The organism is Xanthobacter sp. AM11, from assembly GCF_047444035.1.
Classification (GTDB): domain Bacteria; phylum Pseudomonadota; class Alphaproteobacteria; order Rhizobiales; family Xanthobacteraceae; genus Xanthobacter.
Genome location: NZ_JBLAOA010000001.1, coordinates 3,275,008 through 3,301,124, shown reverse-complemented (window position 1 = coordinate 3,301,124; position 26,117 = coordinate 3,275,008). Strand labels below are relative to the sequence as shown.

The following is a 26,117-nucleotide window of genomic DNA, read 5'->3' as shown; positions in this document are numbered from 1 at the left end:
CGGGCCGAAGGCCGCGCCTCGGTTTGAAACCGCGCGGGGCGACCGGGCGCAGGGCGGACCCCTTTCCTGCCTGCGGGAAACGGCAGGGAGGAGGAACGCGGCGCTCGCGTCCTGCGTCCGGCTCAGGTGGAGAGGTCGCCCCCTCCCCACCCTTCCCCGCTGGCGGGAGCGGGCGTTTCGGCACCGCCGCATTTCAGCCCGGGACACCGCCGGGCCACGGGCCGGGGCGGCAAGTCGGCGGAAGGCGCCGCAGCCGGCGACGGCCGGTTCTGGCGCGGTCCGCCGGCGGTCGGAACCGGCTCCCAAACGAAAACCGCCCCGGCGGTCGGCCGGGGCGGTTCGAGGTCAGGCTGTGCGTGGCGGAGAATACTTCCGCCGTGCCCTCAGGCTCTCAGTTCACGCCGTAGAGGTAGCTGTTGGTGTGTGCGAAGGATTCCACCGTGGTGGCGCCGAGCAGGACGAGGTTCAGGAACTTGGTGAGTTCCACCGATCCGGCATTGGCGATGTAGAGCACGTCCTTGTTCCGCATGGGCACCTTGGTGGCCAGGAGATAACCGGTCGGCTCACGGAAGTTGACGGTGTAGATGGTGGGGATGCGCGGCTCGCGCACGTCCGACACGTCCACGCCCATGCGCTCAAGTGTGGCGCGGCTTTCCACCCGGTAGAGGAAGATGGACTGCGGGTCCGCCTGCCCATCAATCAGGCCCTCGGCCTTCGCCACCGCTTCGCTCAGGCTGACGGTGTCGTCGGCAAAGGGGAATTGTCCCTGCTTGCCGGACGCGCCGAAGGCCAGGAAGGTGCGCGCGCGGGCGTAGACGTAAAGGGTGTCGCCCGGCTGGAGGTAGATGTTGTTGGACGGATCGCGCACCAGGCGCCGGAAGCTGATGGTCGCGTCGCGATTGCCACGCTGCAAGGTCACGAACATGTCGTAATCCTTGTTCGCGGTGGCGCCGGCGCGGCTGAGGGCGTCCAGCACCCGTTCGCCGTTGGAGCGCAGCGGAAACTTCAGCGGCGCCCCCACCTCACCGAGGACGGTGATGGAGTTGGCACGCTGCTCCTTGACCGTGACCACGGCCTGGGGCTCGATGGCCCGGTTCCGCAGGCGCTCGACAATCTCCTTCTCCACCTGGGACGGCTGGAGGCCGGCGGCCTTCACCTGCCCGGCATAGGGAACGGAGATGAAGCCGTTGCTGTCCACTTCCTGGATCGGAATATCGACGAAGTTACCGGCACGGGAGGCCGCTTCCGCCGGAATGAAGAGGCCGCCGGAAGACGCTTCGAAGATGGAGACGCCCACCAGGTCGCCCACACCGATCTTCACGTCCGGGATGGCGCGGCGATCATTGTGGAAGGTGCCGATCAGCCCCTCGCCGTCGATCTCCGCAAGGACGCGAACCACATTCGCATTCATCGGAACCAGCTTGTAGCCGATACCGTCCAGATCCTGCGTCTGCGGGTTGCGGACCTCTGCGCTGTAGGGTCCAGACGCGGGAAGAAGATTGCAGCCACTGACCGCTGCGGCCACCGCAATGCAACCGGCGATCCGAAGGCGGCCAAGCCAATTTTGACGGGAAAGGAACACTGGCGTCACCCCCTCATGCATGGGGGTTTCGTAACACGGAGCGGATCAGCAGAACATTCCCGACGGGCGTGGAATCCTGTCCCAGCCGGCATTTGCCCCACCTTGTGGCTTTAGGGCAACAATAGTGACACTTACCATGATACCCCTTAATAAATAAACCAAGTGTTTATGCTCAGTTTTTCAATAGAAACGGCGCAACAACTTGAGCGGAACCATAAATGGTGCAATGCCCGCGCAGGCATGACGAATCACCGGCGCCGGTCCGGCGCCCGTCGTCTCCGCCGAGGCGCGGCGACTCAGGTGGAAATGAGGAAGCGGTCCCCGCCTTCCAGCACCAGGCAGGTCAGATGGCCGGTGGCATAGGCGCCGGTATCGATGTTGATGCGGTTGGCGAACACTTCCGGCTCCCGCTTCGGGGTATGCCCGTGCACCACGCAATGGCCGAACCAGTCCTGGCAATCGAGGAACTCGCCGCGAATCCAGAGCATGTCGGCCCGCTGCTGTTCCTCCAGCGGCACGCCGGGCTTCAGGCCGGCATGGACGAAGGCATAGTTGCCGCACGCATAGCTGGTGGCGAGGTCGCGCAGGAAATGGATGTGTTCCTGCCGCACGGCGGAACGCCACCGCAACCACAGGTGCCCCTCGTCCAGCCCCGGCTGCGGCGGAACGTAGGAGAACACCGTTTCCAGGCCGCCCATGCGCAGCCAGCGCGAAAACGCATCGCGCGAGGCCAGCGAATCCAGCATCACCTCTTCATGGTTGCCGGAAAGGAACACGGTGCGCCGCGTCCGGGCGCGCGCCAGCAGGGCATCGAGAACGCCGGCCGATTGCGGCCCGCGGTCCACATAGTCGCCCAGATAGACCTCGATGCAGTCGGGGCCGGGATGCTCCGCCATGTCCTCGTCGATGGCCGCATGCAGGGCCGTCAAGAGATCGAGCCGACCATGGATGTCGCCAATGGCGTAGACGCGCATATGGTCCGGAACCAATGGAATCGCCGGATCTGTCACATCATCGTCAGCAAGGGCCGGTCGAAGCTTCAGCAAGGTCATGGCCACTTTCCCGCCCGGCCTGCGCAAGCGCACAGCCGAAAGAAGCACTTAGTCTAACACGGGAATTCGATTCCCGCGAGGGTCTCGTTGCAATGCAGCATCAGGGGCGGGAATGGGATTGCCGTTCTTTACCTCCGATCACCGACCTGTGATATTCCACAGCCGGCGCATTTCGGAGCACGCATCTCGGGGGCAGGCGATGGCGTTCGATATTGCTGCGCTGGCCCTCGTGATCGAGGCGATGGTCGGCTATCCGCCCGCCCTGGTGCGGCGGATCGGGCATCCGGTGATCTGGATCGGCCGCCTCATCGTCGTCCTGGACCATCGCCTCAACCGGCCGGGCATGTCTGCCGGCCGGCGGCGGCTGATGGGTGTATTCGCCCTCGGCGTGGTGGTGGTGGCGGCGGCGGTGCCGGCGCAGGCGCTGGAGAGCCTCCTCAGCCCCCTGCCCTTCGGCCTGCTCGGGCTCGGGCTTCTGGGCAGCACCCTCATCGCCCAGCGCTCCCTGCACTGGCACGTGGCCCAGGTGGCGGCGGCGCTGGACACCGGCAGCCTCGAGGCGGCGCGCAAGGCGGTGGGCCACATCGTCGGGCGCGATCCGCAGACGCTGGACGAGGCCGGCGTCGCCCGCGCCGCCATCGAGAGCCTGGCCGAGAACTTCTCCGATGGCGTGGTCGCGCCCACCCTGTGGTTGTGCGTCGGCGGCCTTGCCGGCGGGGCGGCCTACAAGGCGCTGAACACGGCCGACAGCATGATCGGCCATCTCACCGAGCGCCACGCCGCCTTCGGCTGGGCCGCCGCCCGCACCGACGATTATGTGAACCTGCCGGCCTCGCGCCTCGCCGGAATGCTCCTCATCGCCGCCGCCGCCCTCACCCGCGGGGCGGATGCATCGGCGGCGCACCGGGCCATGCTGCGCGACGCCCCGCGCCACCGCTCCCCCAATGCCGGTTGGTCGGAAGCCGCCATGGCCGGCGCCCTGGGCCTGAAGCTGAACGGCCCCAAGGTCTATGCCGGCGTCCTCACCGAGGATGCCTTCATGGGCGACGGCCGGCGCGCGGCGGACGCGAACGACATCCGCGCCGCTTTGCGGCTCTACCGGCGGGCGGATTTTCTGCTGGTTCTGCTGGTGTTCGCCGGCGTGGGGCTGATGCTCACCTGGCAAGGGTGAGCAGGCGGTCAAGGTCGAGATGCGCTTCCAGATGGGCGGCGAGCCGGTCGAGGATGTCCTCGATTCCGCTCTCATAGGCCGCCTGCACGCCCACCCCGCCCAGCGCCGCCAGCCAGGCCCCGCGCAGGGCATCGGAGGCGAACAGGCCATGCACATAGGTGCCGGCGATGCGTCCGCAGGGCGAAACCGCCCCCTCCGCCCGCCCGTCCGGCAGGGTGGCGAACGGGCGCTGTGCGTCGGGGCCGGCGGTCACGCCCATGTGCATCTCATAGCCGTGGAAGGGCGCCCCAAGGGCGGTTCCCGCCACCTCCAGCAGCCGTTTTTCGGCGGACAGCACCGTGTGCACCCGCAGCAGGCCGAGGCCGCGGGCGATGCGCGGCTCGCCCTCTATGCCTTCCGGGTCGGCCACGGTCTCGCCCAGCATCTGGTATCCGCCGCACAGGCCGGTGACACGCCCGCCGCGCCGGGCAAAGGCGAGGATGTCGTGATGCAGGCCCTCGGACCGCAGCGCCGCCAGATCGGCGATGGTGGCCTTTGAGCCGAGCAGCAGCACCATGTCCGTGTCCAGCGGCAGGGTGTCGTGGGGGCGCAGGCGGCGCACCTCCACCAGGGGTTCCGCATCCAGCGGGTCGAGGTCGTCGAAATTGGAGACATGGGGCAGGATGGGCACCGCCACCTTCACCCCGGCCCCGGGCTTGGGCGGCGGCGGGGCATTGAGCGCCAGCGCGTCCTCCGCCGGCAGGCGCGCCGCATCGGGGAAATGGGGCACGAGGCCCAGCGCCGCCCAGCCGGTGCGGCGGGCAATGGTGTCCATGCCCGCGGCGAACAGGGCCGGGTCGCCGCGGAAGCGGTTCACCACGAAGCCGCAGATCAGGGCCGCATCCGCCGGGTCGATCACCGCCCTGGTCCCCACCAGGCTTGCGATGACCCCGCCGCGGTCGATGTCGCCCACCAGAACCACCGGCACCCCGGCGGCGCGGGCGAAGCCCATGTTGGCGATGTCGGCGGCGCGCAGGTTCACCTCGGACGCGCTGCCCGCCCCCTCCACCAGCACAAGGTCCGCCTCCGCCGCCAGGCGGCCGTAGCTGTCCAGCACGAAGCCGAGCAGATCGCGCTTCAGCCCCTGGTAGGCGGCGGCGGTGGCGGTGGCGTGCACCCGCCCCTGCACCACCACCTGCGCCCCGCTGGCCCCCTGCGGCTTCAGCAGCACGGGGTTCATATGCACGCTGGGCGCCACCCCCGCCGCCCGCGCCTGCAGCGCCTGGGCGCGGCCGATCTCGCCCCCGTCGGCGGTCACCGCCGCATTGTTGGACATGTTCTGCGGCTTGAACGGACGCACCACGAGCCCGCGCCGGGTGAAGGCGCGGGCCAGGCCCGCCACCAGCAGGGACTTGCCCACATCCGAGCCGGTGCCCTGCACCATGAGGGCGCGCGCGGCCATGGGGCTCAGAACTCGATGCCGGCCTGCGCCTTGACGCCGGCCGAGAAGTGGTGCTTCACGAGGCCCATCTCGGTGACGAGATCGGCCGCCGCCACGAGAGCGGGCTTCGCATTGCGGCCCGTCACCACCACATGCAGGCCGGGGCGCCGGGCGGCCAGAGCGGCCACCACCTCGGCAAGGTCCAGATAGTCATAGCGCAGGGCGATGTTCAGTTCGTCCAGCACCAGAAGGTCGATGGTGTCGTCCGCCATCAGCTCCCGGGCGCGGGCGAAGGCGCGGGCTGCGGCGGCGCGGTCGCGGGCGAGGTCCTGCGTCTCCCAGGTGAAGCCCTCCCCCATGGTGTGCCACACCACCCGGTCGCCGAAGGCGGCAAAGGCCTGCGCCTCGCCGGTCTGCCACGCGCCCTTGATGAATTGCACCACCCCCACGCGCCCGCCCCGGCCCAGCATGCGCAGGGCAAGGCCGAAGGCGGCCGTGCTCTTGCCCTTGCCGGGGCCGGTATGGACGATGAGCAGGCCCTTCTGAAGGGTCTTCTGCGCCACCTCCTCGTCCTGCACGGCCTTGCGCTTGAGCATCTTCGCGCGGTGGCGGGCGGCCTCAGGGTCCTCCGGCGTGGGGGATGCGGGCGGGGGCGTTCCGGGGGGAAGGGTCACGGCAGGTCGTCCTTCACGGTCAGCGGCAGGCCGGCCACCACCAGCACCACCCGGCGGGCGCGGCGCGCGAGCCTCTGGTTGAGCAGGCCGGCGGCATCGCGGAAACGGCGCGCCAGGGCATTGTCCGGCACGATGCCGAAGCCGACCTCGTTGGCGACGCAGACGGTGAGGCCGGCGCGGGCGCCAAGGGCGGCCTCCAGCGCGGCGCCCTCGGCGTCCAGGTCGTGGCCGGCGATCAGGTGGTTGGTGAGCCACAGGGTCAGGCAGTCCACCAGCGCCGGCCGGCCGGCGGGCAGCGCCGCCAGGGCGCCGGCAAGATCGAACGGGGCTTCCACCGTGTCCCAGCCGGCCCCGCGGCGATCCCGGTGGAGGGTGATGCGGGCCGCCATCTCGGCATCCCGCACGCCCTCGAAATCGCTGCGTGCGGTGGCCACATAGGCCCAAGGCGCGGGCATGGCCTCCACCAGCGCCTCGGCATGGCGGCTCTTGCCGGAGCGCGCGCCGCCCAGCACCAGCACCAGCCCGCCCGTGTGCGCCGCGGCCATCCCTCAGGCCGAGGCGTTGCGCGGCTTCAGATGGCCGTTCACATACGCGGCCACCCCATCCTCCAGGGAGGTGAACGGCCGGCGGAAGCCCGCGGCGCGCAGCTTGGCCATGTCCGCCTGGGTGAAATACTGGTAGGCCTTCCTCAGGCTCTCGGGCATGTCCACGTAAGTGATGTTCGGTTCGGCGCCGAGGGCGGCAAACACCGCCGTCGCGAGATCGGCGAAGGAGCGCGCCTGGCCGGTGCCCACGTTGAAGATGCCCGACACGTCCGGGCTTTCCAGCAGCCAGCGCACCACCTCCACGCAATCGCCCACATAGACGAAATCGCGCAGCTGCCCGCCGTCCGCATAGCGCGGATCGTGGGACTTGAAGAGGGTGACGCTCTCGCCGGCCGCGGCGGCGGGGTAGATCTTGTGCACCACCGAGCGCATGTCGCCCTTGTGGCCTTCCCCGGGGCCATAGACGTTGAAGAAGCGCAGGCCCGCGAACTGCGGCGGGCGCGGCCGGCCCTCGGCCACGTCGGCCATGATGCGGCGGTCCACGAACGCCTTGCTCCAGCCGTAGGGGTTCAGAGGGGCGAGGCCGGCGAGGGCCGCGGCGTCCTCGGAATCGCTGAAGCCGCTGGTGCCGTCGCCATAGGTGGCCGCCGACGAGGCGTAGACGAAGCCCAGCGCCTTGCGCGCGCACAGCTCCCACAGGTCGAGGGTGGCGCGGATGTTGCGGGTGACGATCTTGTCCGCGTCCCGCTCGGTGGTGGCGGAGATGGCGCCCATGTGCACCACCGCGGCCAGCCGGCCGCCTTCCTGCGCCACGAAGCTGTTGATGGCCTCCGGGCGGATCACGTCATGCAAGGCGATGTCGGCGATGTTGCGCCATTTCGGCCCGTCCTCCAGCCAGTCGGCCACCACCACGCGGTAGCCGTCCTCGGCGGCGGCGCGGGCGATGTTGGAGCCGATGAAGCCGGCCCCGCCGGTGACGAGGAGAAGATCACGGCTCATGGCCGCCGGTTGCGTCATCTGGCTGTCCCTCCTCGGGCTCGGTCGGACGCGGGATGTGACATGCCGGCTCAGCTCTTGTCCATGGCCGGCGCCGCCGCACCCCGCAGCCGGGCGAGCGCAGCAAAGACCGCGCCAGGGGCGAGATCGGCGAGGCAGGGCGGGCCTTCGCGCACTTCGGGAGCGATGCGGCAGGCGGCCTTTTCGCACGGGGCGCAGGGGCGTGTCGCCTTCATCTCCAGCGCATGCGGACCGAACAGGCCGGTCAGCACCGGATCAGTGGGGCCGTAAAGCCCTAAGGTGGGCACGCCATAGGCCGCCGCCAGATGGCCGAGCCCGGTATCCACGCTGACCACCCCCGCCGCGCCGGCGATCACCGGGGCGAGGCTTTCCAGCGTCTGCGGCGGCAGCAGCCGCACATGGGCGAAGCCTGTGGCGATGGCGGCGGCCCGCGCCTGCTCGGCCGCGCCATGGGCGAACAGCGCCACCTCCAGCCCCGCCGCCCCGGCCGCTTCGGCAAGGCCGCGCCAGCCGGCCAGGGTCCAGGTCTTGGTGGGCCAGGTGGTGCCGTGGAGCAGCACCAGATAGGGCTTTCGTCCCGCCTCCGGCGCGGCGCGCAGGCCCGAATCCGCCGGCCGCCCCTCGATGCCGTAGCCGAGGGCGCCAGCCATGAGCTTGCGGATGCGCACCGCCATATGTTCGGTTTCCGGCACATGGTGGCGCCGGCCATAGGTGGCGGCCGCCAGGCCCTCGCGGGCGCTGGCGCGGTCGAAGCCGTGGCGCGGGCCGTGCGCCAGCAAGGCGACGGCGGCACTCTTCAGCAGGCCCTGGGCGTCGATGATGCAGTCGTAGCGGGTGGCGGCGAGGGCGGCGCGCACCCGCCCCGCCTCGCCGCTGCGAAGTGCGCAAACCGGCCGCCGCAGCAACCGCCGCAAGGGAACCTCGATCACCCGTGTGACCGCCGGATGCAGCCGCGCCACCGGCGCGAACGCCTCTTCCACCGCCCAGTGGAGTTCGAGGCCGGGCACCGCCGCCAGGGCATCCGTCAGCGCCGGGAACGTGTGCACCACGTCGCCCAGCGAGGACAGCTTCACCAGCAGCACCTTCATCTTTGCATCTGTTCCACCGCCGCCAGCACCTCCTCGGCGGCGATCTCCTCCAGGCAGGCGAGGGTCTTCAGGGGGCATTCGCGCTTGTGGCAGGGCCGGCACGGCAGATCGCGCGCCACCACCCGGGCGAAGGGCGATGCCGGCGGCGTCATCTTCTCGGAGGAGGCGCCGTAGAGCACCACCAGCCGCCGGTCGAAGGCGCCGGCCACGTGCATCAGGCCGGAATCGTTGGACACCACCACATCCGCCTGGGCGAGGATGGCGGCCGCCTCGATGAGGGTGGTGCGGCCCACCAGATTGTCCACCGGCACCCCTGCCCCCGCCTCGATGGCGGCGGCGCTCTCGGCATCCTTGGGCGAGCCGAGGATGCGGATGCGATAGCCCGCGGCCACGGCCAACGCCGCCAGCCGGGCGAACTTCGCCGCCGGCCAGCGCTTGGCCGGGCCATATTCGGCGCCGGGGCAGAGCACCAGCACGGGCCCTTCCCCCGGCAGCGGGAACTTGGCGGCGGTCACATCCACCGCGCCGTCGGGCAGGATGAGGCGCGGGCGCGCGGCACGGGCGATGGAGCCGGGGGGCAGGCCGAGGGCGACGAAGCGGTCGAGGGTGCGCGCGGTCTTGCGGTTGGGGTCCGGGCGCGCGTCCGTCAGGAGCGCGGTGCGCAGCTCCGCTTTGTAGCCCACGCGCTCGGGAATGCCGGCGGCCAGCGGGACGATGGCGGCCTTGAAGGCGCGGGGCAGGATGATGGCCTTGCCGTAGCCCTCGCTGCGCAGGGCGCGGCCGGCGCGCCAGCGGGCGAGAAGCCCGAGCTCGCCATGGCCCATGCCGAGGGGAATGGTGCGGCGGACGCCGGGAATCATGCGCGCGACGGGCAAAGCGGCGGGCGGCGCCAGCACGTCGATGGGGCGCCCGGGCTCACGCAGCCGAAGCACGTCCACCAGGCTCGCCGCCATGACCATGTCGCCGACCCAGGAAGGACCGACCAGGAGCAGCGGCGAAACGGAACCGAGGGCACGCATGCGAACGCTCGCGGGGAAAGAGGCTCGCGTCATTGCAAGGCGCGCCCGCCGCGTCAAGGGTCATCGCGCTGGACCCGGCGGGCGCACATGTCATGAACGCACCTGGACGCCTCAGGCGGCCGGGCGGACCGCCTTCTCGACGGAGGCCTTCAGGGGGGCGGAGGTGTCCGCGGCCACCTTCTGGGCGAAGGCGGAGAGGTCCTTGGCCTGGCTGCTCAGCGACTCGAACTGCTTGCGGGCGTGGCCGGTGGACAGTTCCACGGCCTCGGCCACGGTCTTCGCGCCCAGCAGGGAGCTGTAATAGTCGAAGGCGGAATTGAAATTCGCCTGCACCGCCTCGAACACCTTGGTGTTGTACTGGGCGACGCCCTTGCTGGCGGTGGTGTAGGTATCCTCCAGAGCAGTGTTCACCTGCTCGGCGGCACCCTTGATCTTGGAGTAGTTCTCGCGGACGGCGGCGAGGCCCTTTTCAGCGGCCTCGCGAACAGCGGGAGGCACTTCCACGCTGGGGGCACCATTGGTCGAGAACGCCTTTTTCGCGGCTTCGATCTGGTCCTGATAGGCCTTGATGAAGGTGTCGTTCATGTGATCCTCGGAGAAACGGCGGGCCGGTCCGTGCGCCGAGGCACGCCCATGCGAAAGCCGAAGAGCACCGCCGCGCCGATGTGCATTGCGCACCCCGACACGACCGGCGGCATCCTTCGATCTGAAGCGATGGCAGCAGTGAAACCCCGACCCCTTGACTTATAGCCGAAGGCTTCGTGCAGCGCAAAAACAAATTCCGCGCTGCACAAGCGTGGGTTGCCCCGCGTCAGTAGGCCTGGTTCGGGTCCGTGGCCTGGGAAACCGTGGTGGCGGCATGATCGGCGGCGGCCTGGGCATCGCGCACCGCGCTTTCGCTCATGGACTTGAAGTCCTGCGCGGCGTTCTGGGCGTTGGCGGCGGCCGTCTCGGTCAGGCTCTTCAGGCGCTCGGCAAGGGCCCGGGCGTGCTCGTCGAGGCTGCGGACGGTGGATTCGCCCAGCGACTTGGCATCGGCACCGAGGGCCTTGGCCTGCTCCGCCACAGTCTTCATCTGGTTGGAGAGGAACTCGGCCTGCAGGCCCATCATCTCCTGCGGGGTCTTCGCGGTGACGAGCTTGTGCAGGAAGTCGAAGCTGGCTTCCACGTTGGCTTCCATGAGGCCGATGGCCTTCTGGCGCAGATCCAGCATGCCGGAACGCACTTCCTCGAACCGTCCTTCCGTGTCGCCCACGGCCGAACGCGCGTTCTGAAACAGCGTCTCGAAGGCCTGGCGGGCCTGCGCCACGTTCTTTTCCGCGATGGCACGCATTTCCGCGGGCATTTCCAGGTCCGGACCGAACTTCGTCGTCATGGCCGTAACTCCTCCGGGTTTTGCGGCGCGGCGCGAGCATCCGCCCCGACATCCGATCTTAGTATGCGCCACCTGCGCTTCGGCAATATGAAAGGCGTTTTTCCGGGGTGATTGCACTGACGTTAATCAATCGCCATGACTATGCGGGCCATCGTAGCGCCAAGGATCCGGGCCGGCCGCGGCGGAATGGACGAACGCGAAGACATGACCACGACGAGCGCACGCCCCCTTCCCGGGCCGCAGGCCGCCCTTTCGCCCCTCGGCCGCGATGACCTTGCGTCCTTTCTCGTCGCCCTGCCCTCCGCCCTCGTGCTGCACGCCACGGCCGCATGCGCCGGCCTTGGGGTGAGCGAAGGCACGAGCGCGCCGGCGGCGGTGGCCCGCGCCGCCCGGGACCTGGGGCGCATTCCCCTGCGCAGCTTCGGCTTCGCCCGCCTGCGCCTGCCCGGCAGCCTTGCGCCCCGCCTCTTCCGCTATGCGCCGCTGGCCCTGCCGGCGGGTCCGGCGGTGCTGTTCGCCGATCCCGCCGCCTTCCGCAACGACGGCGCACCGGCGCCGCGGGTCTCGCGCACCCTTTTTGCCCCGCCGGTGCCGGCGGAATTCTCCACCCGCATGGTGCAGCCCCAGCGCATCACCTTCGAGACCGATGCGGACGGCCGCCTCACCGCCCTGTCGCCGCTGCTGGCGCAGGCGCTGGGGGCGCGCGCGGACGCCGTGCTCGGACGCACCCTCGCGGCGCTGGAGGCGGACGGCACCCTGATGTCGGACGGAGCGGCGGCGCAGGCCATGGCCGCCGGCGAATGCTTCGCCGACCTGCGCGTGCGGGTGCCGGCCCAGGCCGTGGGGGAAGTGACGCTGGATCTCGATATCGGCGGCGTTCCCCTGCGCGATGGCGCCGGACGGCTGCGGGCGTTCCGCGGCTTCGGCGTGCTGCGCGCGGCGCCCGCCGCCACGGCCCGGCGCCCCTTCACCCCCGACCCGATGCCCGTGGCGGCGGAGGGTCCCGCCCGCGACGCCGCGCGGGACGCCGCCTTCGGCGAGAATGTGGTTCCCCTGCGCGGCGGCAGCCTTTCGCCGCAGGAGCGCTCCGCCTTCCGCGAGATTGCGCGCACCCTCGCCGCCGCCATCGAGGACTGGCCGAAGCCGCCAACGGGCGCCGCCCCCGAGGTGGAGCCGGAGAGCGATGGGGACGGCGAACCCGAGGCCATCGGCGCGCCGGCCGCCCTGCGCGAAGCGGACCTTCTGGATCGCCTGCCCATGGGCCTCGTGGTGCAGCAGGACGGCGAAATCGCCTATGCCAACCGCACCTTCCTGGCCTGGACCGGCTGGAGCGAGCTGGACGATCTGTGCGCCGCCGGCGGGCTTGATGCGGTGCTGGGCCGCGAGGCCAACGGCGCGCTCCTCCTCAACGGCCGCGACGGCGCGCGCATGCCCGCCGACGTGCGGCTGGTGGCGGCCCCTTTCCTCGGCCGCCCGGCCCTGCTGCATGTGGTGCGCCGGCTGGAGCCGCAGCCCGATCGCGAGGAGCGCGCGGTGGCGCGCCGCGAGGCGCTCGACATGGTGCCCTGGCCGGTGTTCCTGCTGGAGGCGGAAGGCACCATCCGCCTTGCCAACCGCGCCGCCGGCGCGCGTCTCGGCTTCGCGCCGGACGAACTGGCCGGCGAACCCTTCACCGCCGCCATCTTTCCGCAGGAGCGGGCCGCGGCCGTTGCGGCCCTGGACCGCGCGGCCGCGCAGGGCGGGTCCCTGCAGGCGGAGCTGGTGCTGAGAAACCGGGCGGGCGACGCCATCCGCGTGCGGGCCGGCCTGACCCGCGCGGGCGCCGACGACCAGCTGTTGTGCGTTGTCGTGGGCGACACCGAGCCGGGGCCCGCCGCCCCGCCGGACGATCTGCTGCCGCGCCTCGCCCGGCGCATGATGGACCGGCTTTCCGCCCCCATGGCCACAGCGCTGGCCTTTGCCGATTCGCCGGCAGCGGACGACGACGCAATGCCCGGGCCGGTGCGCGAGGCGCTCGCCAGCCTGCGCCGGTCGCTGGGCGACCTTGCGGCGCTGGCGGCCCATGAGGCCCCGCCCGTGCATGGCTGCGTGGATGTGGCGGCGCTGGTGCGCGACACCCTCGCCGCAATCGCGCCGGCCGCCCGGCGCCGGCATGTGGCGCTGCGCCCGGACCTGCCGGATGAGGTGTCCGTCGTCAGCGACGCACCGCGCCTGTCGCGGCTGGTGCGGCTGATGATCGAGGATGCCGTGGCCGCGACCCCTGCGGGCGGCGCCGTGAGCGTTTCGCTGTGCGTCGAGCCCGGGACGGCCGGCGGTGCCGTGCTGCAGGTCTGCGATGGCGGGCCCGCGCTGGATGAGGTGTCACGCGCCGCGGCCCTTGATCCGCTGCAGGGGGGAGCGCCGGACGGCACCGATCGCTTCAGCGCCGCCGGTCTTCCCCTGCGCGCCGCGCGGCTGAAGGCGGAGGCCGAGGCGCTGGGCGCCGGCTTCAGCCTGCGGCCCGATCTCGCCCGCGGCATGATCGCACGGCTGGCCCTGCCCGCCTGAGGATGCGGGCACCGCTTGCGGTGCCGGTGCACCTCCCGATGCAGATCTGCAAAATGGAATTACTCGAATCTACGGGTCGATGACTGTCGGGATGCGGCAGGAACCACCATGTCGCAATTCTACGGAGTTGACGCGGACCCTGGAACTCTGCGAAAAATGTAATAGAAACAGGATTTTAGAAGAATTCCAATTCAGCAGATTTGAGCCCGGCCATGATCGTTTGTTCATGCAATGTCTTTTCTGACCGTCAGGTGCTCGATGTTTGCTCGGGCAGCAACCCACGCACGCCGGGCGAGGTCTACCGATGCCTCGGCTGCTCCCCCCAATGCGGGCGCTGCGCCCGCACCATCCGTGCCCTCATGGATCAGGCCCAGGCGCATAATTGCGGCGCCTGCGCCGAAGACTGCCCCGTGGCGGCCATAACGGGCCTCGTCGCGGCGGAATAATTCACTTTCACACCCCGAGCCTTTTTGCTTCCCGGGCCTTCCCGGGTAGCCGGGAACCGACGGCTTGTAACGAGGTTAGAATTGGTCTAACTGTCAATTCAAACGAAACGATGCCAGTTCACAACGGCATCGGGGACCAGGAGCAAATCATGAAGGGCGATCCCAAGGTCATTGAGTACCTCAACCGGGGTCTGCGTTCGGAGCTCACCGCCATCAACCAGTACTGGCTGCATTACCGCATGCTGGACAACTGGGGCTACAAGGCGCTGGCGAAGAAGTGGCGTGCCGAATCGATCGAAGAGATGGTTCACGCCGACAAGTTCACCGACCGCATCCTGTTCCTGGACGGCTTCCCGAACATGCAGGTGCTCGACCCGCTGCGGATCGGCCAGGACGTCAAGGAGATCCTCGACGCCGACCTCGCCGCCGAGCTCGACGCCCGCGCCCTCTACCAGGAAGCGGCGACCTACTGCCATTCCGTGAAGGACTATCCGAGCCGCGACCTCTTCGAGGAGCTGATGGCGGACGAGGAAGGCCATATCGACTTCCTGGAAACCCAGCTCGACCTCGTCTCCAAGCTCGGGCTGCAGCTCTACGCGCAGCACCACATCGGCGAGTTGGACGAAGACTGAACGCGCACCCATCTCGCGCCTGCAAGAAAGCCCGGCCTCGCGCCGGGCTTTTTATTGCCGGGTCGGGCTCCCTGCCCGCGGGGAATGGCAGGACACGGGGTCAAGAGTTATAATTAGAGTGATTAAAAACAAAGAATTAGATGATTTCCAATGTTCTCCTCCTCACCGGCTTCTTCATTGACGCTGGGAGAAGCGAAGCGCTAGAGCCGTGGCCATGGGATTGCGTCGCAATCCGCATTCGACGGCGAATTCTGATCCTGGAGCCCAGGTAAAACCACTGTCCGATTGCGTTCAATCTGGCAGTCCCGGCCCGGTCAGGTTCGAAATTCTCGGTTCGGCCCGCTGAACAGAGATAGCGCAGGGGACGTTACATGGCCCGGTTCCGCGTGATCAAAAGCCTCCTCCTCGGCGGGGCGCTTCTCTTCGGCGGCGGCAGCGCCGGCGCGCAGGAGGTGGTGAACATCTACACCACCCGCGAGCCGGGCCTCGCCGCCCCGCTGTTCGAGGCCTTCACCAAGGCCACCGGCATCGAGGTGAAGAGCGTCTTCATCAAGGACGGCCTGGCCGAGCGCGTGAAGGCCGAGGGCGCCACATCCCCCGCCGACATCCTGATGACGGTGGACGTGGGCAACCTTCTGGACGTGGTGGACGCGGGAATCACCCAGCCGGTGGAGACGCCGGCGCTGAAGGCCGCCATTCCCGCCAACCTGCGCGATCCCGCCGGCAACTGGTATGCGCTCTCGCTGCGCGCCCGCCTCGTCTACACCGCCAAGGACGTGGTGAAGCTCGACGCCATCACCTACGAACAGCTCGCCGATCCCAAGTGGAAGGGCAAGGTGTGCATCCGCTCGGGCCAGCACCCCTATAACGTCGCCCTGGTGGCGGCCTACATCGTCCATCACGGCGAGGCGAAGGCCGAGGAATGGCTGCGCGGCGTGAAGGCCAATCTCGCCCGCAAGGCCGCAGGCGGCGACCGCGAAGGCGCGCGCGACATCCTCGGCGGCATCTGCGACCTGGCGGTGGGCAATTCCTATTATGTGGGCCTGATGCGCTCCGGCAAGGGCGGCGCCGACCAGAAGAAGTGGGGCGACGGAATCGGCGTGCTGCTGCCCACCTTCGAGGGCGGCGGCACCCATGTGAACGTCTCCGGCGCCGCCGTGGCCAAGAATGCGCCCCATAAGGCGGCCGCCATCAAGTTCATGGAATTCGCCGTCTCCCCCACCATGCAGGCGGTCTATGCCCAGCAGAACATGGAATATCCGGTGATTGCCGAAGCCGGGATCGACCCCGTCATCGCCGGGCTGGGCAAGCTGAAGGTGGACCCCATCTCGCTGGTGGACATCGCCAAGAACCGCAAGCGCGCCAGCGAACTCATCGACAAGGTGGGCTTCGACAACTGATCCGCGCCCGACCGTGACCGACACCACCCTGGGGCCGCCGCGTCCGGCCGCCCCGCAGATGCCCGGCGTGCGGCAGCTGCTGGCCTTTGGGCGGCTGTCGCCGCTGCTTGCGGCCTCCGGGCTGGTGGCGCTGTTCGTGCTGCTGCCGCTCCTCGCCCTCGCCGGAATCGCGGCGCAGGGGTCGGGCGACATGTGGCCCCACCTCATCGCCACCGTGCTGCCGGATGCCCTGCTGCAGACCGGCATGCTGCTGGTGGGCGTGGGCGTGCTGACCTTGGTCATGGCGGTGCCGTGCGCCTTCCTGGTGGCCACCTGCACGTTTCCCGGCCGCCGCGTGCTGGAATGGGCGCTGCTGCTGCCGCTGGCCGTGCCGGGCTATATCGTCGCCTTCTCCTATCTCGATGTCCTGCACCCCCTCGGCCCGGTGCAGGAGGCGCTGCGCGCCCTGCTCGGCATCGCCAACCCACGGGACCTGCGCCTGCCGGACGTGCGCTCCACCGGCGGCTGCATCCTGGTGCTTTCGGCGGTGCTCTACCCTTATGTCTACCTCTCGGCCCGGGCGAGCTTCGTGCTGCAGTCCGCCGCCGCTCTGGAGGTCGCCCGCACCCTCGGGGCCAGCCGCACCCGCGCCTTCCTGCGCATCGCCCTGCCGCTGGCGCGCCCGGCCATCGTCGCCGGCCTCACCTTGGTGCTGCTGGAGACGCTGGGCGACATCGGCGCGTCGGAATTCCTCGGCGTGCGCACCCTCACCGTGTCCATCTATTCCACCTGGGTGAACCGCTCCAATCTGCCCGGCGCGGCGCAGATCGCCCTGGTCATGCTGTCGCTGGTGCTGGTGCTGATCCTGGTGGAGCGGGCGGCGCGGCGGGCGAAGCGATTCGTGGCCACCGGCTCGGCCCGTCCGCAGGCGCCCACCGCGCTCACCGGCCTTGCCGGCCTTGCCGCCGCGGCCTGGTGCGCGGTTCCGGTGACGCTGGGCTTCCTCGTGCCCTTCACCCATCTGGCCGTGTCGGCGGTGCGGCGGGTGAGCGAGACGGGACTGCCCGAGCGGATCTTCGGCGAGGCTTTCACCACATCGGTCATCGCCCTGTGCGCCACCGCGCTCGCCATCGGCCTCGGGCTGGTGGTGACGGAGGCCCAGCGCCTCACCCGCGCGCCCGCGGCCAGCGCCTTTGCACGGCTGGCGAGCCTGGGCTATGCGGTGCCCGGCACCGTGCTGGCGGTGGGGCTGCTGAGCCCGCTCGCCGGCTTCGACAATGCGCTGGACGCAGCCATGCGCCAGGCCTTCGGCGTCTCCACCGGCCTCATCCTGTCCGGCTCCGGGGCGGCGCTGGTGGCGGCGCTGGCCATCCGCTTCCTGGCCATTCCGGTGGGCGGCATCGAGGCCGGCTTCACCAAGCTCTCCCCCCATCTCGACATGGCGGCCCGCAGCCTCGGCTGTTCCGGCCCCGCCACGGTGAAGCGCATCCACCTGCCCCTGCTGCGCCCCGCGCTGGCCACCGCCGCGCTGCTGGTGTTCGTGGATGCCATGAAGGAGCTGCCGGCCACGCTGCTGCTGCGCCCCCTCGGCCTGGAGACGCTGGCCACCCATGTCTACGGGGAAGCGGCCCGCGGCACCTATGAGGACGGCGCGCTGGCGGCGCTGCTCATCCTCCTGGTCGGCCTCGGCCCGGTGATCCTGCTGGCGCGCATGTCGGCCTCGGCCCTGCGCGCCTCCTGCAACTCCCCGCGCAGCGTCAGTTCCTCGCCGAAGGGGTGAGAGACGGGCGCCAGTCCCGCACCCGGCGCCGGCGCCTCCCAGCCATCAAAGCGACACAGAGGCCGCAGATGGTCCGCCCCTTGAACGCGCCCTGCTCCGGACAGACGCCGCCGGCGCGCCCGAAGGGTGGGGCGGCGCCTCTCGCCATCGGAGCACTCTGATTTTCATGGTGCGTTTTGGGAAAAATGCCCGCCGGGCCGGCTTGGCGGCCGCTGCGTGCGTGGGGGCCGCCGCGGCGCTCGCGCTGCTGGCGATGGCGATTCTTCCTTTCGCTGTCCCGGCCGAAGAGTTGCGCCGCGCCGCCGTCCAGGCCCTCGCCGGCTCCACCGGCCAGCGGGTGGTGATCCAGGGCGAGCCGGCGCTGCGCCTGTTCCCCTCCCCGCGCATGGTGCTCGGCAAGGTGTCCTTCCCCCTGCCCGCCGGCCAGTCCCTCGATGCGGACAATGTGGTGGCGCGACTCAATCTCTGGCACCTCATGGCGGGCGACGTGGACATCGCCGACGTCACCGTGGAGCATCCGACCCTGGTGCTCACCGGTGAGGGCGCCACCCCGGCCCTTGCGGTGGCGCCGCTGCTGGCCTCCGCGGAGCGGCCGACCCTTCGCCTCGTGGATGGCACCATCGCCTGGCGCAGCGCCAGCGGGCTGACGCAGGAACTGGTGAGCGGCATCGACGCCAGCTTCGAGCGCATCCGCACCGGCCACGGCTTCGCCCTCTCCGCCGTGTTCGACTGGCGCGACGTGCGCGTCACCTCCACCCTCGCCATGGACGATGCGGCCGCCTTCCTTTCCGGCACGCCGACGCCCACGCGGCTGCTGGTTTCCACCGATGGCGCGACCGGGCGCCTGCGCGGGCGCGCCGCCCTCATTCACCGCGCTTCCGACACCGCGCCCCCCTTGCTGGGCTTCGACGGCGAGGTGACCGGCGAGGCCGATTCCCTGCGCGACCTGCTGGCATGGATGGGCTCCGGCGCCCCCACCCCCGGCGGCTTCGGCCCGTTCGCCCTTGCCGCCACCCTCGCGGTGGAGAATGGCGACATCTCGCTCACCAAGGCGACCCTGGATCTCGACGGCAATCGCGGGGATGGCGGCCTGCTCATCTCCTTCGCCGGCAGCCGTCCGGTGGTGCAGGGCACCTTTGCCACCGACCGGGTGAACCTTGCCCCTTATGGCGGCTTCCGCCTGACCAGCGACGACGGGCGGAGCTGGAGCCGCGCGCCCCTCGACCTGTCCTGGCTTGATTCCTTCGACCTGGACCTGAGGCTTTCGGCGGCTGCTGTCACCGCCGACCAGACCGCCTTCTCCACCGTCGCCGCCAGCGCCGTGCTCTCCGGCGGCCGGCTGGTGCTGGCGCTGGGCGAGGCGCGGGTCTGGGGCGGCGCGCTGCGGGCGGCTCTCACCCTGGCGCCGGGCCCGGCCGAGACGGCCCGCCCGGGGGTCTCCGGCGTGCGGCTGCAGTTGGAGGCCGAGGCCACGGACGTGGATCTCCACCGCGCCCTGGAGGAAATGGCCGGCATGCGGCGCCTGGAGGGCATCGGCACCCTGCAGCTGGACGTGGAAGGCGCCGGGCGCAGCGTGTACGATTTGGCGCGCAACCTCTCCGGCACCGCCGGCATTTCCGCCAGCGACGGCTACCTGCTGGGCCTCGATGCGGCGCAGATGCTCCAGCGCATCGAGCGCCGGCCCCTCTCCGCCGGCAATGACGCGCGCGGCGGACGCACCGGATTTTCGCAGATGTCGAGCCGCATCTCCATCGAGCGCGGCATGGGCAAGGTGGAGGAGATGCGGCTGGAAAGCCGGCAGGTTCGCATCGAGATGCAGGGCGCCATCTCCATCGCCGCCCGCGACCTCGACCTCTCCGGCCGGGCCGCCTTGGTGCCCGCCGCCGCGGCCAAAGCGGCGGGGGTGGCGGCGACGGCAGGCGTGGGGACGGCGGGTGGGGGGACGGCGAGTGGGGAGGTGGTGGGCCTGCCCTTCAGCGTCCGCGGAGGCTGGGACACCCCCATCATCCTCGCCGACCCGCTGAGCCTCATCGAGCGCTCCGGCGCGGGGCAATCCCTGATCGAGGCGGTGCGCAGCCGCGCCGGCGGCGCCACCGCCCAGCCGGCCAACTGAGCCCGCGGCCCACGCACGCGGACCCGTTCATCAACAAGACCTGCTCACATGGCCCGCGGCGCGGCTCCATGTGAGCGGCAAACCGCCGTCAATGTATTGAAAAGCGACGGATCAGCCCTTGAGGCTGGCTTCCATGGCCGCGCCAAGGCCCTTGAAGGAAAGCGGCACCACGATGGGGCGGCGCGAGCCATCCTCGAACACGAGATCACCGGTGCCCGAGCTGGCCTTGAGGGCGGCAAGGTCGGCCGGCTTCAGCTCCACCGAGGCGACGCAGAACATGCCGCAGCGCTTGTAGGTGAGCACCACGTCGGGCACGCCGGCGACCTTCAGGGTCACGTGGGCGGGCAGCCACACGCCGGGCGGCACCTGGACGATGAGGCGGACCGGGCCGGACGTCTCCGCACGCACCGCCACATGGGCGAGAATGCCGTTGCCGTCCTTCGGCTGCAGGGTCTGCACCGCCTCGCACTCGCGCTTGGCCGCGGCGCCCTTGCAGCGCACGGTCCAGTCGTCATGGGTGGAGCGCGTCTCGGTGGCGGGCTCGGCGGGGGAGTGGGAGGCAGGGGACTGGGCGGCGGGCGCCGTCTGGGCGCAGACGGGCGCGGCGAAGGCGGCGACGGAAACGAGGAGCGCCGGCAAGCCAGGCAGGCGGAAGGCAGCGACCAGACCCGAAAGCACCATGACCCATCCTCCAGCGCGTCGTCGCATCCTCCCCCGGCTCCGGCGCGGGGCGGGCGTGACCGGCGTTGAGGGCATATCCGACCCGGCCCGGTGGAGGCAACGGGAATTGCGCGGCCGCCCGCCTCAGCCGCCGCCGCGCCGCACGGCCACCGCCGCCAGCACGCGCTCCGGCGTGGCCGGCGCATCCAGCAGCACCGGGCCATCCCCGGGCAGGCTGGCGATGGCATCGCGGATGGCCAGCCAGACGGAAATGGCGAGCATCAAAGGCGGCTCGCCCACCGCCTTGGAGCGCAGCACGGTCTCTTCCCGGTTCGGCCGGTCGAAGAGGTGCACGCGGAAATCCGGCGGCACGTCGCGGGAGCCGGGGATCTTGTAGGTGGAGGGGCCGCGGGTGGCGAGGCGACCGCCCGCGTCCCATTTCAAGTCCTCGCAGGTGAGCCAGCCCATGCCCTGGACAAAGGCGCCCTCCACCTGCCCGAGGTCGATGGCGGGGTTCAGGGAGCGGCCGCAATCCTGCACGATCTGCGCGCGCAGGACGCGCAATTCGCCGGTGAGGGTGTCCACCGCCACCTCGGCCGCCGCCGCCCCGTAGGTGTAATAATAGAACGGCCGGCCGGTGGAGGTGGCGAAGTCCCAATGGATCTTCGGCGTCTTGTAGAAGCCGGTGGCGGAAAGCGGCACCCGCTGCTGCCACGCCAGCGCCGCCAGCGCGCCGAAGGCGATGCTCCTGTTGCCGGCGGTGGCGTGCCCGTCGGCGAATGCCACCTCCTCCACGGCCACGCCGAACTGTGCCGCCGCCACCTGCGCCATCCGCCCGCGGATCTCCTGCGCGGCGAGAAGGGCGGCCATGCCGTTGAGGTCGGAGCCGGAGGAGGCGGCGGTGGGCGAGGTGTTGGGCACCTTGCCCGTGCTGGTGGCGGACACCCGCACATGGTGGAGCGGGATGGCGAAGGCGTCCGCCACCACCTGCGCCACCTTCACGAACAGCCCCTGCCCCATCTCCGTGCCGCCGTGGTTCAGATGCACCGAGCCATCGGTATAGACATGCACCAGCGCGCCGGCCTGGTTCAGGCTGGTGAGGTTGAAGGACACGCCGAACTTGATGGGCATGGTGGCGAGGCCCTTGCGGATCACCGGGCTCGTTCCGTTGAAGGCGGCCACCGCGCGCCGCCAGCCGGCAAGGTCCGCTTCCACCTCCAGCCGGGCCAGCACCTCGGGGATGATGTTGTCCTCCACCTCCTGCCCGTAGGGGGTCACGTTGCGGGGGGCGGCGGCATAGAAATTCACCCGCCGCACCTCCTCCACCGTGCGGCCGAGATGGCGGGCGATGGCGTCCATCACCGCCTCGATGGCCAGCATGCCCTGCGGCGCGCCGAAGCCGCGGAAGGCGGTGTTGGACACCGTGTTGGTCTTCACCGGAATGCCGGTGAAGCGGGCGGCCGGCAGGAAATAGCAATTGTCCGCATGGCACAGGGCGCGCGACACCACGGCGGGCGAGAGGTCCGCCACATTGCCGCAGTCGGCCGCGAAGGCGAGGTCGAGGCCGAGGATGCGCCCTTCCGCGTCGCAGCCGGCGTCCCAGCGGATGAGGAAGGGATGGCGCTTGCCGGTGGCCTCCATGTCCACGTCGCGCGGCAGCCGCAGCTTCACCGGACGGCGGGCGTGGTAGGCCAGAAGCGCGGCGATGGCGGCGATGATGGTGGCCTGGCTCTCCTTGCCGCCGAACGCCCCGCCCATGCGCCGCACCTCCACGGTGACGGCGGCGAACGGCAGGCCCAGCACATGGGCGACGCCGTGCTGCGCCTCGGTGGGGTGCTGGGTGGAGGAGAAGACCTGCATGTCGCGGTCCTCCCCCGGCACGGCGATGGCGATCTGCCCTTCCAGATAGAAATGATCCTGCCCGCCGCAGCGCACCTGCCCGCGGATGCGGTGCTCCGCCCCCTCAAGGGCGCCGGCCACGTCGCCGCGCGCCACCACCTGATCGGGCGCGACCCGCAGGCCCTGGTCCAGCGCCGCCTGAAGGTCGAGCACCGCCGGCAGCACCTCGTATTCCACCTGCACCAAAGCGGCGGCGGCGCGGGCGGCGTCGAGGGTGGGCGCGGCCACGGCGGCGACGGGATGGCCCACATATTCCACCACCCCCTCGGCCAGCGCCGGCTCGCCGGTGCGGATGGGAGCGATGTCGTTGACGCCGGGCACGTCGGCCGCCGTCACCGCCACCACTCCGGGCACGGCGCGGGCGGCGGACAGGTCCATGCGGACGATGCGCGCGTGGGGATGCGGGCTCAGCACCAGCGCTGCGTGCAGCAGGCCCGGCGGCTCGGGCATGTCGTCGAGATAGACCGCGCGGCCGGTCACATGGGCGCGGGCGCTGTCATGGCGCGCGGGCGTGTGGGCGGCGGTGCTCACAATGCCTCCAGCGACAGGGGCAGGTCCGGCCGGGTGGTGGCGAGATGGAGCCGCCGCACCAGATTGGCGGCGGCGGCGCGGCGATAGGCGGCGCCGGAGCGGTGATCGGACAGCGGCGAGAAATCGGTGTCGAGGGCCGCCTCGATGCCCTGCGGCGCCGCGCCCGCCCAGGGGCGGCCGACGAGGGCGGTTTCCAGCGTCCGCGCTCGTTTCGCCCGTTCCGCCATGCCGCCGAAGGCGGCGGCGAGGGTGGCCAGCCGGCCGTCGGCAAGGCGCAGCCGGAAGGCGCCGAGCACTATGGAAATGTCCTGGTCGAAGCGCCGGGAGATCTTCCAGGCGAACAATTGCTCGCCCGGCACCAGAAGCGGCAGGCGCAGGGCGACGATCACCTCGTCGCCGGCCAAAGCGGTGGTGCGGTAGCCGGTGAGGAAATCGTCCACCGCCAGCCGGCGCCGGCCCGCGGGGCCGGCCAGCTCCACCTGCGCATCGAGGGCGAGGAGCAGCGGCAGGGTGTCGCCCACCGGCGAGGCCGTGCCCAGATTGCCGCCGAAGGTGCCGAGCCCGCGGATCTGGCGCGAGCCGATGCGGCGGATGAGGGCGCCGAAGGCGGGGAAGGCCGCCTCCACCGCGCCCAGCGCCTGCCCATAGGTGACGGCGGCGCCGAGCACGAGGGCGTCCTCTTGCTGTCCAATGCGCTGCAGCTCGGCCACCCGGCTGGTGGAGATGGCGAGGGGAAAGCCCTTGCGACGCTTGGCGGGAATGAGGCCGAGATCGGTGGCGCCGGCCAGCAGCACCGCGCCGGGATAAGCGGCGCGCAGCGCCAGGAGCTCGCCGAGGTCCTGCGGAAAGAGGTGAAGCTCCCCGCCCGCAGCATGGCGGGGTGAAGGGGCAGGCGGCGCCGGCTCGCGCTGCGGCGGCGGGTCGGCGGGGGGCTGGGCCACCAGCGCGCGGGCGGCCTCGACAATGGGGCGATAGCCGGTGCAGCGGCACAGATTGCCGGCCAGCGCCTCGTGAATCTCCGCGTCCGGCAGGGGCGCGGTGCCGGCCGCCGCGGCGTTGCGCTGGAGCACATAAAGCGACATGACGATGCCCGGCGTGCAGAAGCCGCACTGGGTGCCATCGCCTTCGGCAAGGGCGTGCTGCACCGGGTGGAGCGTGTCCCCGCCGGACAGCCCTTCCACGGTCGTCACCGCGGCGCCGTCCAGCTGGGACAGCAGCATGAGGCAGGCATTGGCCGCCTGCCAGCGCAGGCCCGGCGCCTCCCCCTGCCCTGCCGGCCGCCCGACGGCGATGGTGCAGGCGCCGCAATCGCCTTCCGCGCAGCCTTCCTTGGTGCCGGTGAGGCGCTGTGTGCCGCGCAGATAGTCCAGCACGGTGGTGGAGGGCGCCGTGTGCGCCTCGTGCACCAGGGTGCCGTTGAGGAGGAAGGCGACGGCCACGCCGTCAGCCCCCCGCGCCGGTGGAGGAGCGGAACGCCCAGGCCACCATGCGCCGTTCGAAGGCGGCGAAGATGGCGTACATGAGGATGCCCTCGACGGCGAGCGCCAGCAGGCCGGCAAACACCAGCGGCATCTGGAAGTTGGAGCCCGCCTGCACCATGAGATGGCCCACGCCCGCATTGGCGCCGATGGTCTCGGACACCACCGCGCCCACGAACGCCAGCGTGATGCCCACCTTCAGCGCCCCGAACAGATAGGGCCCGGTGCGCGGGATGCCCACCTTGCGCATGATGTCGAGCTTGGAGGCCCCCAGCGCCCGCAGCACGTCCTCCAGTTCCGGCTCGGTGGTGGCAAGGCCGGTGGCCACGTTCACCACGATGGGGAAGAAGGAGATGAGGAAGGCGGTGAGGATGGCCGGAATCTCGCCGATGCCGAACCACATGATGAGGATGGGCACCACCGCCACCTTGGGGATGGAGTTGAAGCCGATCATCACCGGATAGAGCCCGCGATAGATGGTGCGCGACCAGCCCACCACCATGCCCAGCACGACGCCGAACACCACGGCGATGGCGAAGCCCGCCATGGTGGTCCACAAGGTGACGAAGGAGTTCTTCAGGAGCGGCCACCAATATTTTCCCATGGCGGCGAAGATGTCGGTGGGTGCGGGCAGGATGAAGGTGTCGATATGGAAGATGCGGCAGGCCGCCTCCCAGATGACGAACAGCCCCACGGTGAAGGCGACGGGGGCGAGATCCTCGGCGGTGAATTTCATGGGGTCCTCACGCCGCCTGCCGCGCTTCGGCGATCTTGCCGCGCAGCTCGTGCACCAGCTGGGTGAAGGCCGGTTCGTAGCAGACATCCAGCGGCCGGGGCCGGGGGAAGTCCACCGTGCGGCTCTCGACGATGCGGCCGGGCCGCGCGCTCATGACATGGATGGTGTCGGCGAGGAAGCCGGCCTCCCGCAGGTCGTGGGTCACCAGGATCACGGTGAAGCCCAGCTTCTGCCAGAGGTCGCGCAGCACGCACCACAATTCCTCGCGGGTGAAGGCGTCGAGCGCGGCGAAGGGCTCGTCCAGCATCAGCAGCGCCGGCTCGTGGATGAGGGCGCGGCACAGGGAGGCGCGCTGCTGCATGCCGCCGGACATCTCCCACGGAAAGCGATCGGCAAACGCGCCGAGGCCCACCACATTGAGCAGCGCCATGGCCTTGTCCTGGAACGCGGCCTTGTCGCGCGCGAAGCGGCCGCGGTAGGGCGGCACGATCTCCAGCGGCAGCATCACATTGGCGAGCACGGTGCGCCACGGCAGAAGGTTGGCATGCTGGAAGGCCATGCCGGCCACCTTCACCGGGCCCCTCACCGCCTTGCCGTCGATGGCGACGGTGCCGATGGTGGGGCGGATGAGGCCGGTCGCCAGCTTCATCAGCGTGGACTTGCCGCAACCGGACGGCCCCACCACGGCGGCGAACTCGCCCTTGCGCACATGAAGCGTGGTGCCGGAAAGCGCAGTCACCGGTCCGGTGCGGCCGGGATAGGTCAGGGTCACATTGTCGAGGACGATCACTTGGCGTGCCTCTCACTTGGGCCGGATTATGGAAGGCCGTCGCTGCCGGAAAACCCTCTCCCGCTTGCGGGGGAACGTTGGAGGGGGCCGGTCCTGCCCCTCAGACCGCCGTCGTGCTCCGGCTTGACCGGAGCACCCATCCCACCGCCCGGCGCGATTCCCGGTCCCGGCATGGGCCCTCCG

At 70.5% G+C, this 26,117-nt stretch carries 22 protein-coding genes; 7 read left to right on the top strand and 15 right to left on the bottom strand.

Annotated elements, in window-relative coordinates:
• Nucleotides 1-391: 391 nt before the first annotated feature.
• A complete protein-coding gene (locus tag ACI7BZ_RS15070) occupies nucleotides 392-1,399 on the bottom strand; it encodes a polysaccharide biosynthesis/export family protein (RefSeq protein ID WP_414117990.1) in 1,008 nt (335 codons plus the stop codon).
• 479 nt (nucleotides 1,400-1,878) lie between these two features.
• A complete protein-coding gene (locus ACI7BZ_RS15065) occupies nucleotides 1,879-2,634 on the bottom strand; it encodes a metallophosphoesterase family protein (RefSeq protein ID WP_414117989.1) in 756 nt (251 codons plus the stop codon).
• Between the two features lie 199 nt (nucleotides 2,635-2,833).
• Between ACI7BZ_RS15065 and cbiB the strand changes: the two genes are divergently transcribed.
• Nucleotides 2,834-3,805, top strand: a complete 972-nt coding sequence (gene cbiB / locus ACI7BZ_RS15060) for an adenosylcobinamide-phosphate synthase CbiB (RefSeq protein WP_414117988.1) — start codon at nucleotides 2,834-2,836, stop codon at nucleotides 3,803-3,805.
• On the opposite strand, the gene ACI7BZ_RS15055 is transcribed toward cbiB, so the two are convergent.
• The 8 genes from ACI7BZ_RS15055 to ACI7BZ_RS15020 all read right to left on the bottom strand — a co-directional run bounded on the left by ACI7BZ_RS15055 (nucleotide 3,789) and on the right by ACI7BZ_RS15020 (nucleotide 10,943).
• Nucleotides 3,789-5,246 (bottom strand): cobyric acid synthase, encoded by a 1,458-nt coding sequence (locus tag ACI7BZ_RS15055; RefSeq protein ID WP_414117987.1) that lies wholly within the window; start codon nucleotides 5,244-5,246, stop codon nucleotides 3,789-3,791. The genes cbiB and ACI7BZ_RS15055 overlap by 17 nt on opposite strands.
• 5 nt (nucleotides 5,247-5,251) lie before the next feature.
• Entirely contained in the window at nucleotides 5,252-5,899 is a 648-nt protein-coding gene (cobO, locus tag ACI7BZ_RS15050; protein WP_414117986.1) for a cob(I)yrinic acid a,c-diamide adenosyltransferase, read from the bottom strand.
• The gene (cobU, locus tag ACI7BZ_RS15045; RefSeq protein WP_414117985.1) at nucleotides 5,896-6,444 is read right to left on the bottom strand and encodes a bifunctional adenosylcobinamide kinase/adenosylcobinamide-phosphate guanylyltransferase; all 549 of its coding nucleotides are present in this window, start codon (nucleotides 6,442-6,444) and stop codon (nucleotides 5,896-5,898) included. The genes cobO and cobU overlap by 4 nt, the downstream gene beginning before the upstream one ends.
• A 3-nt stretch (nucleotides 6,445-6,447) precedes the next feature.
• Nucleotides 6,448-7,461, bottom strand: coding sequence for an ADP-glyceromanno-heptose 6-epimerase (rfaD, locus tag ACI7BZ_RS15040; protein WP_414117984.1), 1,014 nt, complete (start codon nucleotides 7,459-7,461; stop codon nucleotides 6,448-6,450).
• Between the two features lie 50 nt (nucleotides 7,462-7,511).
• On the bottom strand, nucleotides 7,512-8,549 hold the full coding sequence (gene waaC / locus ACI7BZ_RS15035; RefSeq protein ID WP_414117983.1) for a lipopolysaccharide heptosyltransferase I: 1,038 nt from the start codon (nucleotides 8,547-8,549) through the stop codon (nucleotides 7,512-7,514).
• Nucleotides 8,546-9,568 (bottom strand): lipopolysaccharide heptosyltransferase II, encoded by a 1,023-nt coding sequence (gene waaF / locus ACI7BZ_RS15030; RefSeq protein WP_414117982.1) that lies wholly within the window; start codon nucleotides 9,566-9,568, stop codon nucleotides 8,546-8,548. Before waaF ends, waaC begins: the two co-directional genes overlap by 4 nt.
• 111 nt (nucleotides 9,569-9,679) lie before the next feature.
• Nucleotides 9,680-10,153 carry a phasin gene (locus ACI7BZ_RS15025; protein WP_414117981.1) on the bottom strand — a complete coding sequence of 158 codons (474 nt, stop codon included), beginning with the start codon at nucleotides 10,151-10,153 and terminating at the stop codon, nucleotides 9,680-9,682.
• 226 nt (nucleotides 10,154-10,379) lie between these two features.
• The gene (locus ACI7BZ_RS15020; RefSeq protein ID WP_414117980.1) at nucleotides 10,380-10,943 is read right to left on the bottom strand and encodes a phasin family protein; all 564 of its coding nucleotides are present in this window, start codon (nucleotides 10,941-10,943) and stop codon (nucleotides 10,380-10,382) included.
• Between the two features lie 204 nt (nucleotides 10,944-11,147).
• Between ACI7BZ_RS15020 and ACI7BZ_RS15015 the strand changes: the two genes are divergently transcribed.
• The 6 genes from ACI7BZ_RS15015 to ACI7BZ_RS14990 all read left to right on the top strand — a co-directional run bounded on the left by ACI7BZ_RS15015 (nucleotide 11,148) and on the right by ACI7BZ_RS14990 (nucleotide 19,840).
• Nucleotides 11,148-13,490, top strand: coding sequence for a PAS domain-containing protein (locus ACI7BZ_RS15015; protein ID WP_414117979.1), 2,343 nt, complete (start codon nucleotides 11,148-11,150; stop codon nucleotides 13,488-13,490).
• Between the two features lie 212 nt (nucleotides 13,491-13,702).
• Nucleotides 13,703-13,936 (top strand): (2Fe-2S)-binding protein, encoded by a 234-nt coding sequence (locus ACI7BZ_RS15010; RefSeq protein ID WP_414117978.1) that lies wholly within the window; start codon nucleotides 13,703-13,705, stop codon nucleotides 13,934-13,936.
• Between the two features lie 149 nt (nucleotides 13,937-14,085).
• A complete protein-coding gene (bfr, locus tag ACI7BZ_RS15005) occupies nucleotides 14,086-14,568 on the top strand; it encodes a bacterioferritin (RefSeq protein WP_203192306.1) in 483 nt (160 codons plus the stop codon).
• Between the two features lie 371 nt (nucleotides 14,569-14,939).
• On the top strand, nucleotides 14,940-15,968 hold the full coding sequence (locus tag ACI7BZ_RS15000; protein ID WP_414117977.1) for an extracellular solute-binding protein: 1,029 nt from the start codon (nucleotides 14,940-14,942) through the stop codon (nucleotides 15,966-15,968).
• Nucleotides 15,969-16,026: 58 nt separating this feature from the next.
• Nucleotides 16,027-17,727: an ABC transporter permease gene (locus ACI7BZ_RS14995; protein WP_414119175.1), complete on the top strand. Its 1,701-nt coding sequence runs from the start codon at nucleotides 16,027-16,029 to the stop codon at nucleotides 17,725-17,727.
• A gap of 253 nt (nucleotides 17,728-17,980) precedes the next feature.
• Complete coding sequence (locus ACI7BZ_RS14990; RefSeq protein WP_414117976.1) at nucleotides 17,981-19,840, top strand: AsmA family protein; 1,860 nt, start codon at nucleotides 17,981-17,983, stop codon at nucleotides 19,838-19,840.
• A 111-nt stretch (nucleotides 19,841-19,951) separates the two neighbouring features.
• Here ACI7BZ_RS14990 and ACI7BZ_RS14985 read toward each other — a convergent pair whose 3' ends face one another.
• From ACI7BZ_RS14985 to ACI7BZ_RS14965, 5 genes are all read right to left on the bottom strand, one after another.
• Nucleotides 19,952-20,521: an invasion associated locus B family protein gene (locus tag ACI7BZ_RS14985; RefSeq protein WP_414117975.1), complete on the bottom strand. Its 570-nt coding sequence runs from the start codon at nucleotides 20,519-20,521 to the stop codon at nucleotides 19,952-19,954.
• A 123-nt stretch (nucleotides 20,522-20,644) separates the two neighbouring features.
• Nucleotides 20,645-22,930, bottom strand: coding sequence for a xanthine dehydrogenase molybdopterin binding subunit (xdhB, locus tag ACI7BZ_RS14980; RefSeq protein ID WP_414117974.1), 2,286 nt, complete (start codon nucleotides 22,928-22,930; stop codon nucleotides 20,645-20,647).
• Nucleotides 22,927-24,369, bottom strand: a complete 1,443-nt coding sequence (gene xdhA, locus ACI7BZ_RS14975) for a xanthine dehydrogenase small subunit (protein ID WP_414117973.1) — start codon at nucleotides 24,367-24,369, stop codon at nucleotides 22,927-22,929. Before xdhA ends, xdhB begins: the two co-directional genes overlap by 4 nt.
• Before the next feature lie 4 nt (nucleotides 24,370-24,373).
• Nucleotides 24,374-25,144 carry an ABC transporter permease gene (locus tag ACI7BZ_RS14970; protein WP_414117972.1) on the bottom strand — a complete coding sequence of 257 codons (771 nt, stop codon included), beginning with the start codon at nucleotides 25,142-25,144 and terminating at the stop codon, nucleotides 24,374-24,376.
• 7 nt (nucleotides 25,145-25,151) lie between these two features.
• A complete protein-coding gene (locus tag ACI7BZ_RS14965; RefSeq protein WP_414117971.1) occupies nucleotides 25,152-25,934 on the bottom strand; it encodes an ABC transporter ATP-binding protein in 783 nt (260 codons plus the stop codon).
• Nucleotides 25,935-26,117 lie beyond the last annotated feature (183 nt).

What these genes read in the sequence shown, in the direction of transcription:
- ACI7BZ_RS15065 (WP_414117989.1), bottom strand. Translation starts at nt 2,634, where the DNA reads ATGACCTTGCTGAAGCTTCGACCGGCCCTTGCTGACGATGATGTGACA.
- cbiB (WP_414117988.1), top strand. Translation starts at nt 2,834, where the DNA reads ATGGCGTTCGATATTGCTGCGCTGGCCCTCGTGATCGAGGCGATGGTC.
- ACI7BZ_RS15055 (WP_414117987.1), bottom strand. Translation starts at nt 5,246, where the DNA reads ATGGCCGCGCGCGCCCTCATGGTGCAGGGCACCGGCTCGGATGTGGGC.
- cobU (WP_414117985.1), bottom strand. Translation starts at nt 6,444, where the DNA reads ATGGCCGCGGCGCACACGGGCGGGCTGGTGCTGGTGCTGGGCGGCGCG.
- rfaD (WP_414117984.1), bottom strand. Translation starts at nt 7,461, where the DNA reads ATGACGCAACCGGCGGCCATGAGCCGTGATCTTCTCCTCGTCACCGGC.
- waaC (WP_414117983.1), bottom strand. Translation starts at nt 8,549, where the DNA reads ATGAAGGTGCTGCTGGTGAAGCTGTCCTCGCTGGGCGACGTGGTGCAC.
- waaF (WP_414117982.1), bottom strand. Translation starts at nt 9,568, where the DNA reads ATGCGTGCCCTCGGTTCCGTTTCGCCGCTGCTCCTGGTCGGTCCTTCC.
- ACI7BZ_RS15025 (WP_414117981.1), bottom strand. Translation starts at nt 10,153, where the DNA reads ATGAACGACACCTTCATCAAGGCCTATCAGGACCAGATCGAAGCCGCG.
- ACI7BZ_RS15020 (WP_414117980.1), bottom strand. Translation starts at nt 10,943, where the DNA reads ATGACGACGAAGTTCGGTCCGGACCTGGAAATGCCCGCGGAAATGCGT.
- ACI7BZ_RS15015 (WP_414117979.1), top strand. Translation starts at nt 11,148, where the DNA reads ATGACCACGACGAGCGCACGCCCCCTTCCCGGGCCGCAGGCCGCCCTT.
- ACI7BZ_RS15010 (WP_414117978.1), top strand. Translation starts at nt 13,703, where the DNA reads ATGATCGTTTGTTCATGCAATGTCTTTTCTGACCGTCAGGTGCTCGAT.
- bfr (WP_203192306.1), top strand. Translation starts at nt 14,086, where the DNA reads ATGAAGGGCGATCCCAAGGTCATTGAGTACCTCAACCGGGGTCTGCGT.
- ACI7BZ_RS15000 (WP_414117977.1), top strand. Translation starts at nt 14,940, where the DNA reads ATGGCCCGGTTCCGCGTGATCAAAAGCCTCCTCCTCGGCGGGGCGCTT.
- ACI7BZ_RS14995 (WP_414119175.1), top strand. Translation starts at nt 16,027, where the DNA reads ATGCCCGGCGTGCGGCAGCTGCTGGCCTTTGGGCGGCTGTCGCCGCTG.
- ACI7BZ_RS14990 (WP_414117976.1), top strand. Translation starts at nt 17,981, where the DNA reads ATGGCGATTCTTCCTTTCGCTGTCCCGGCCGAAGAGTTGCGCCGCGCC.
- ACI7BZ_RS14985 (WP_414117975.1), bottom strand. Translation starts at nt 20,521, where the DNA reads ATGGTGCTTTCGGGTCTGGTCGCTGCCTTCCGCCTGCCTGGCTTGCCG.
- ACI7BZ_RS14970 (WP_414117972.1), bottom strand. Translation starts at nt 25,144, where the DNA reads ATGAAATTCACCGCCGAGGATCTCGCCCCCGTCGCCTTCACCGTGGGG.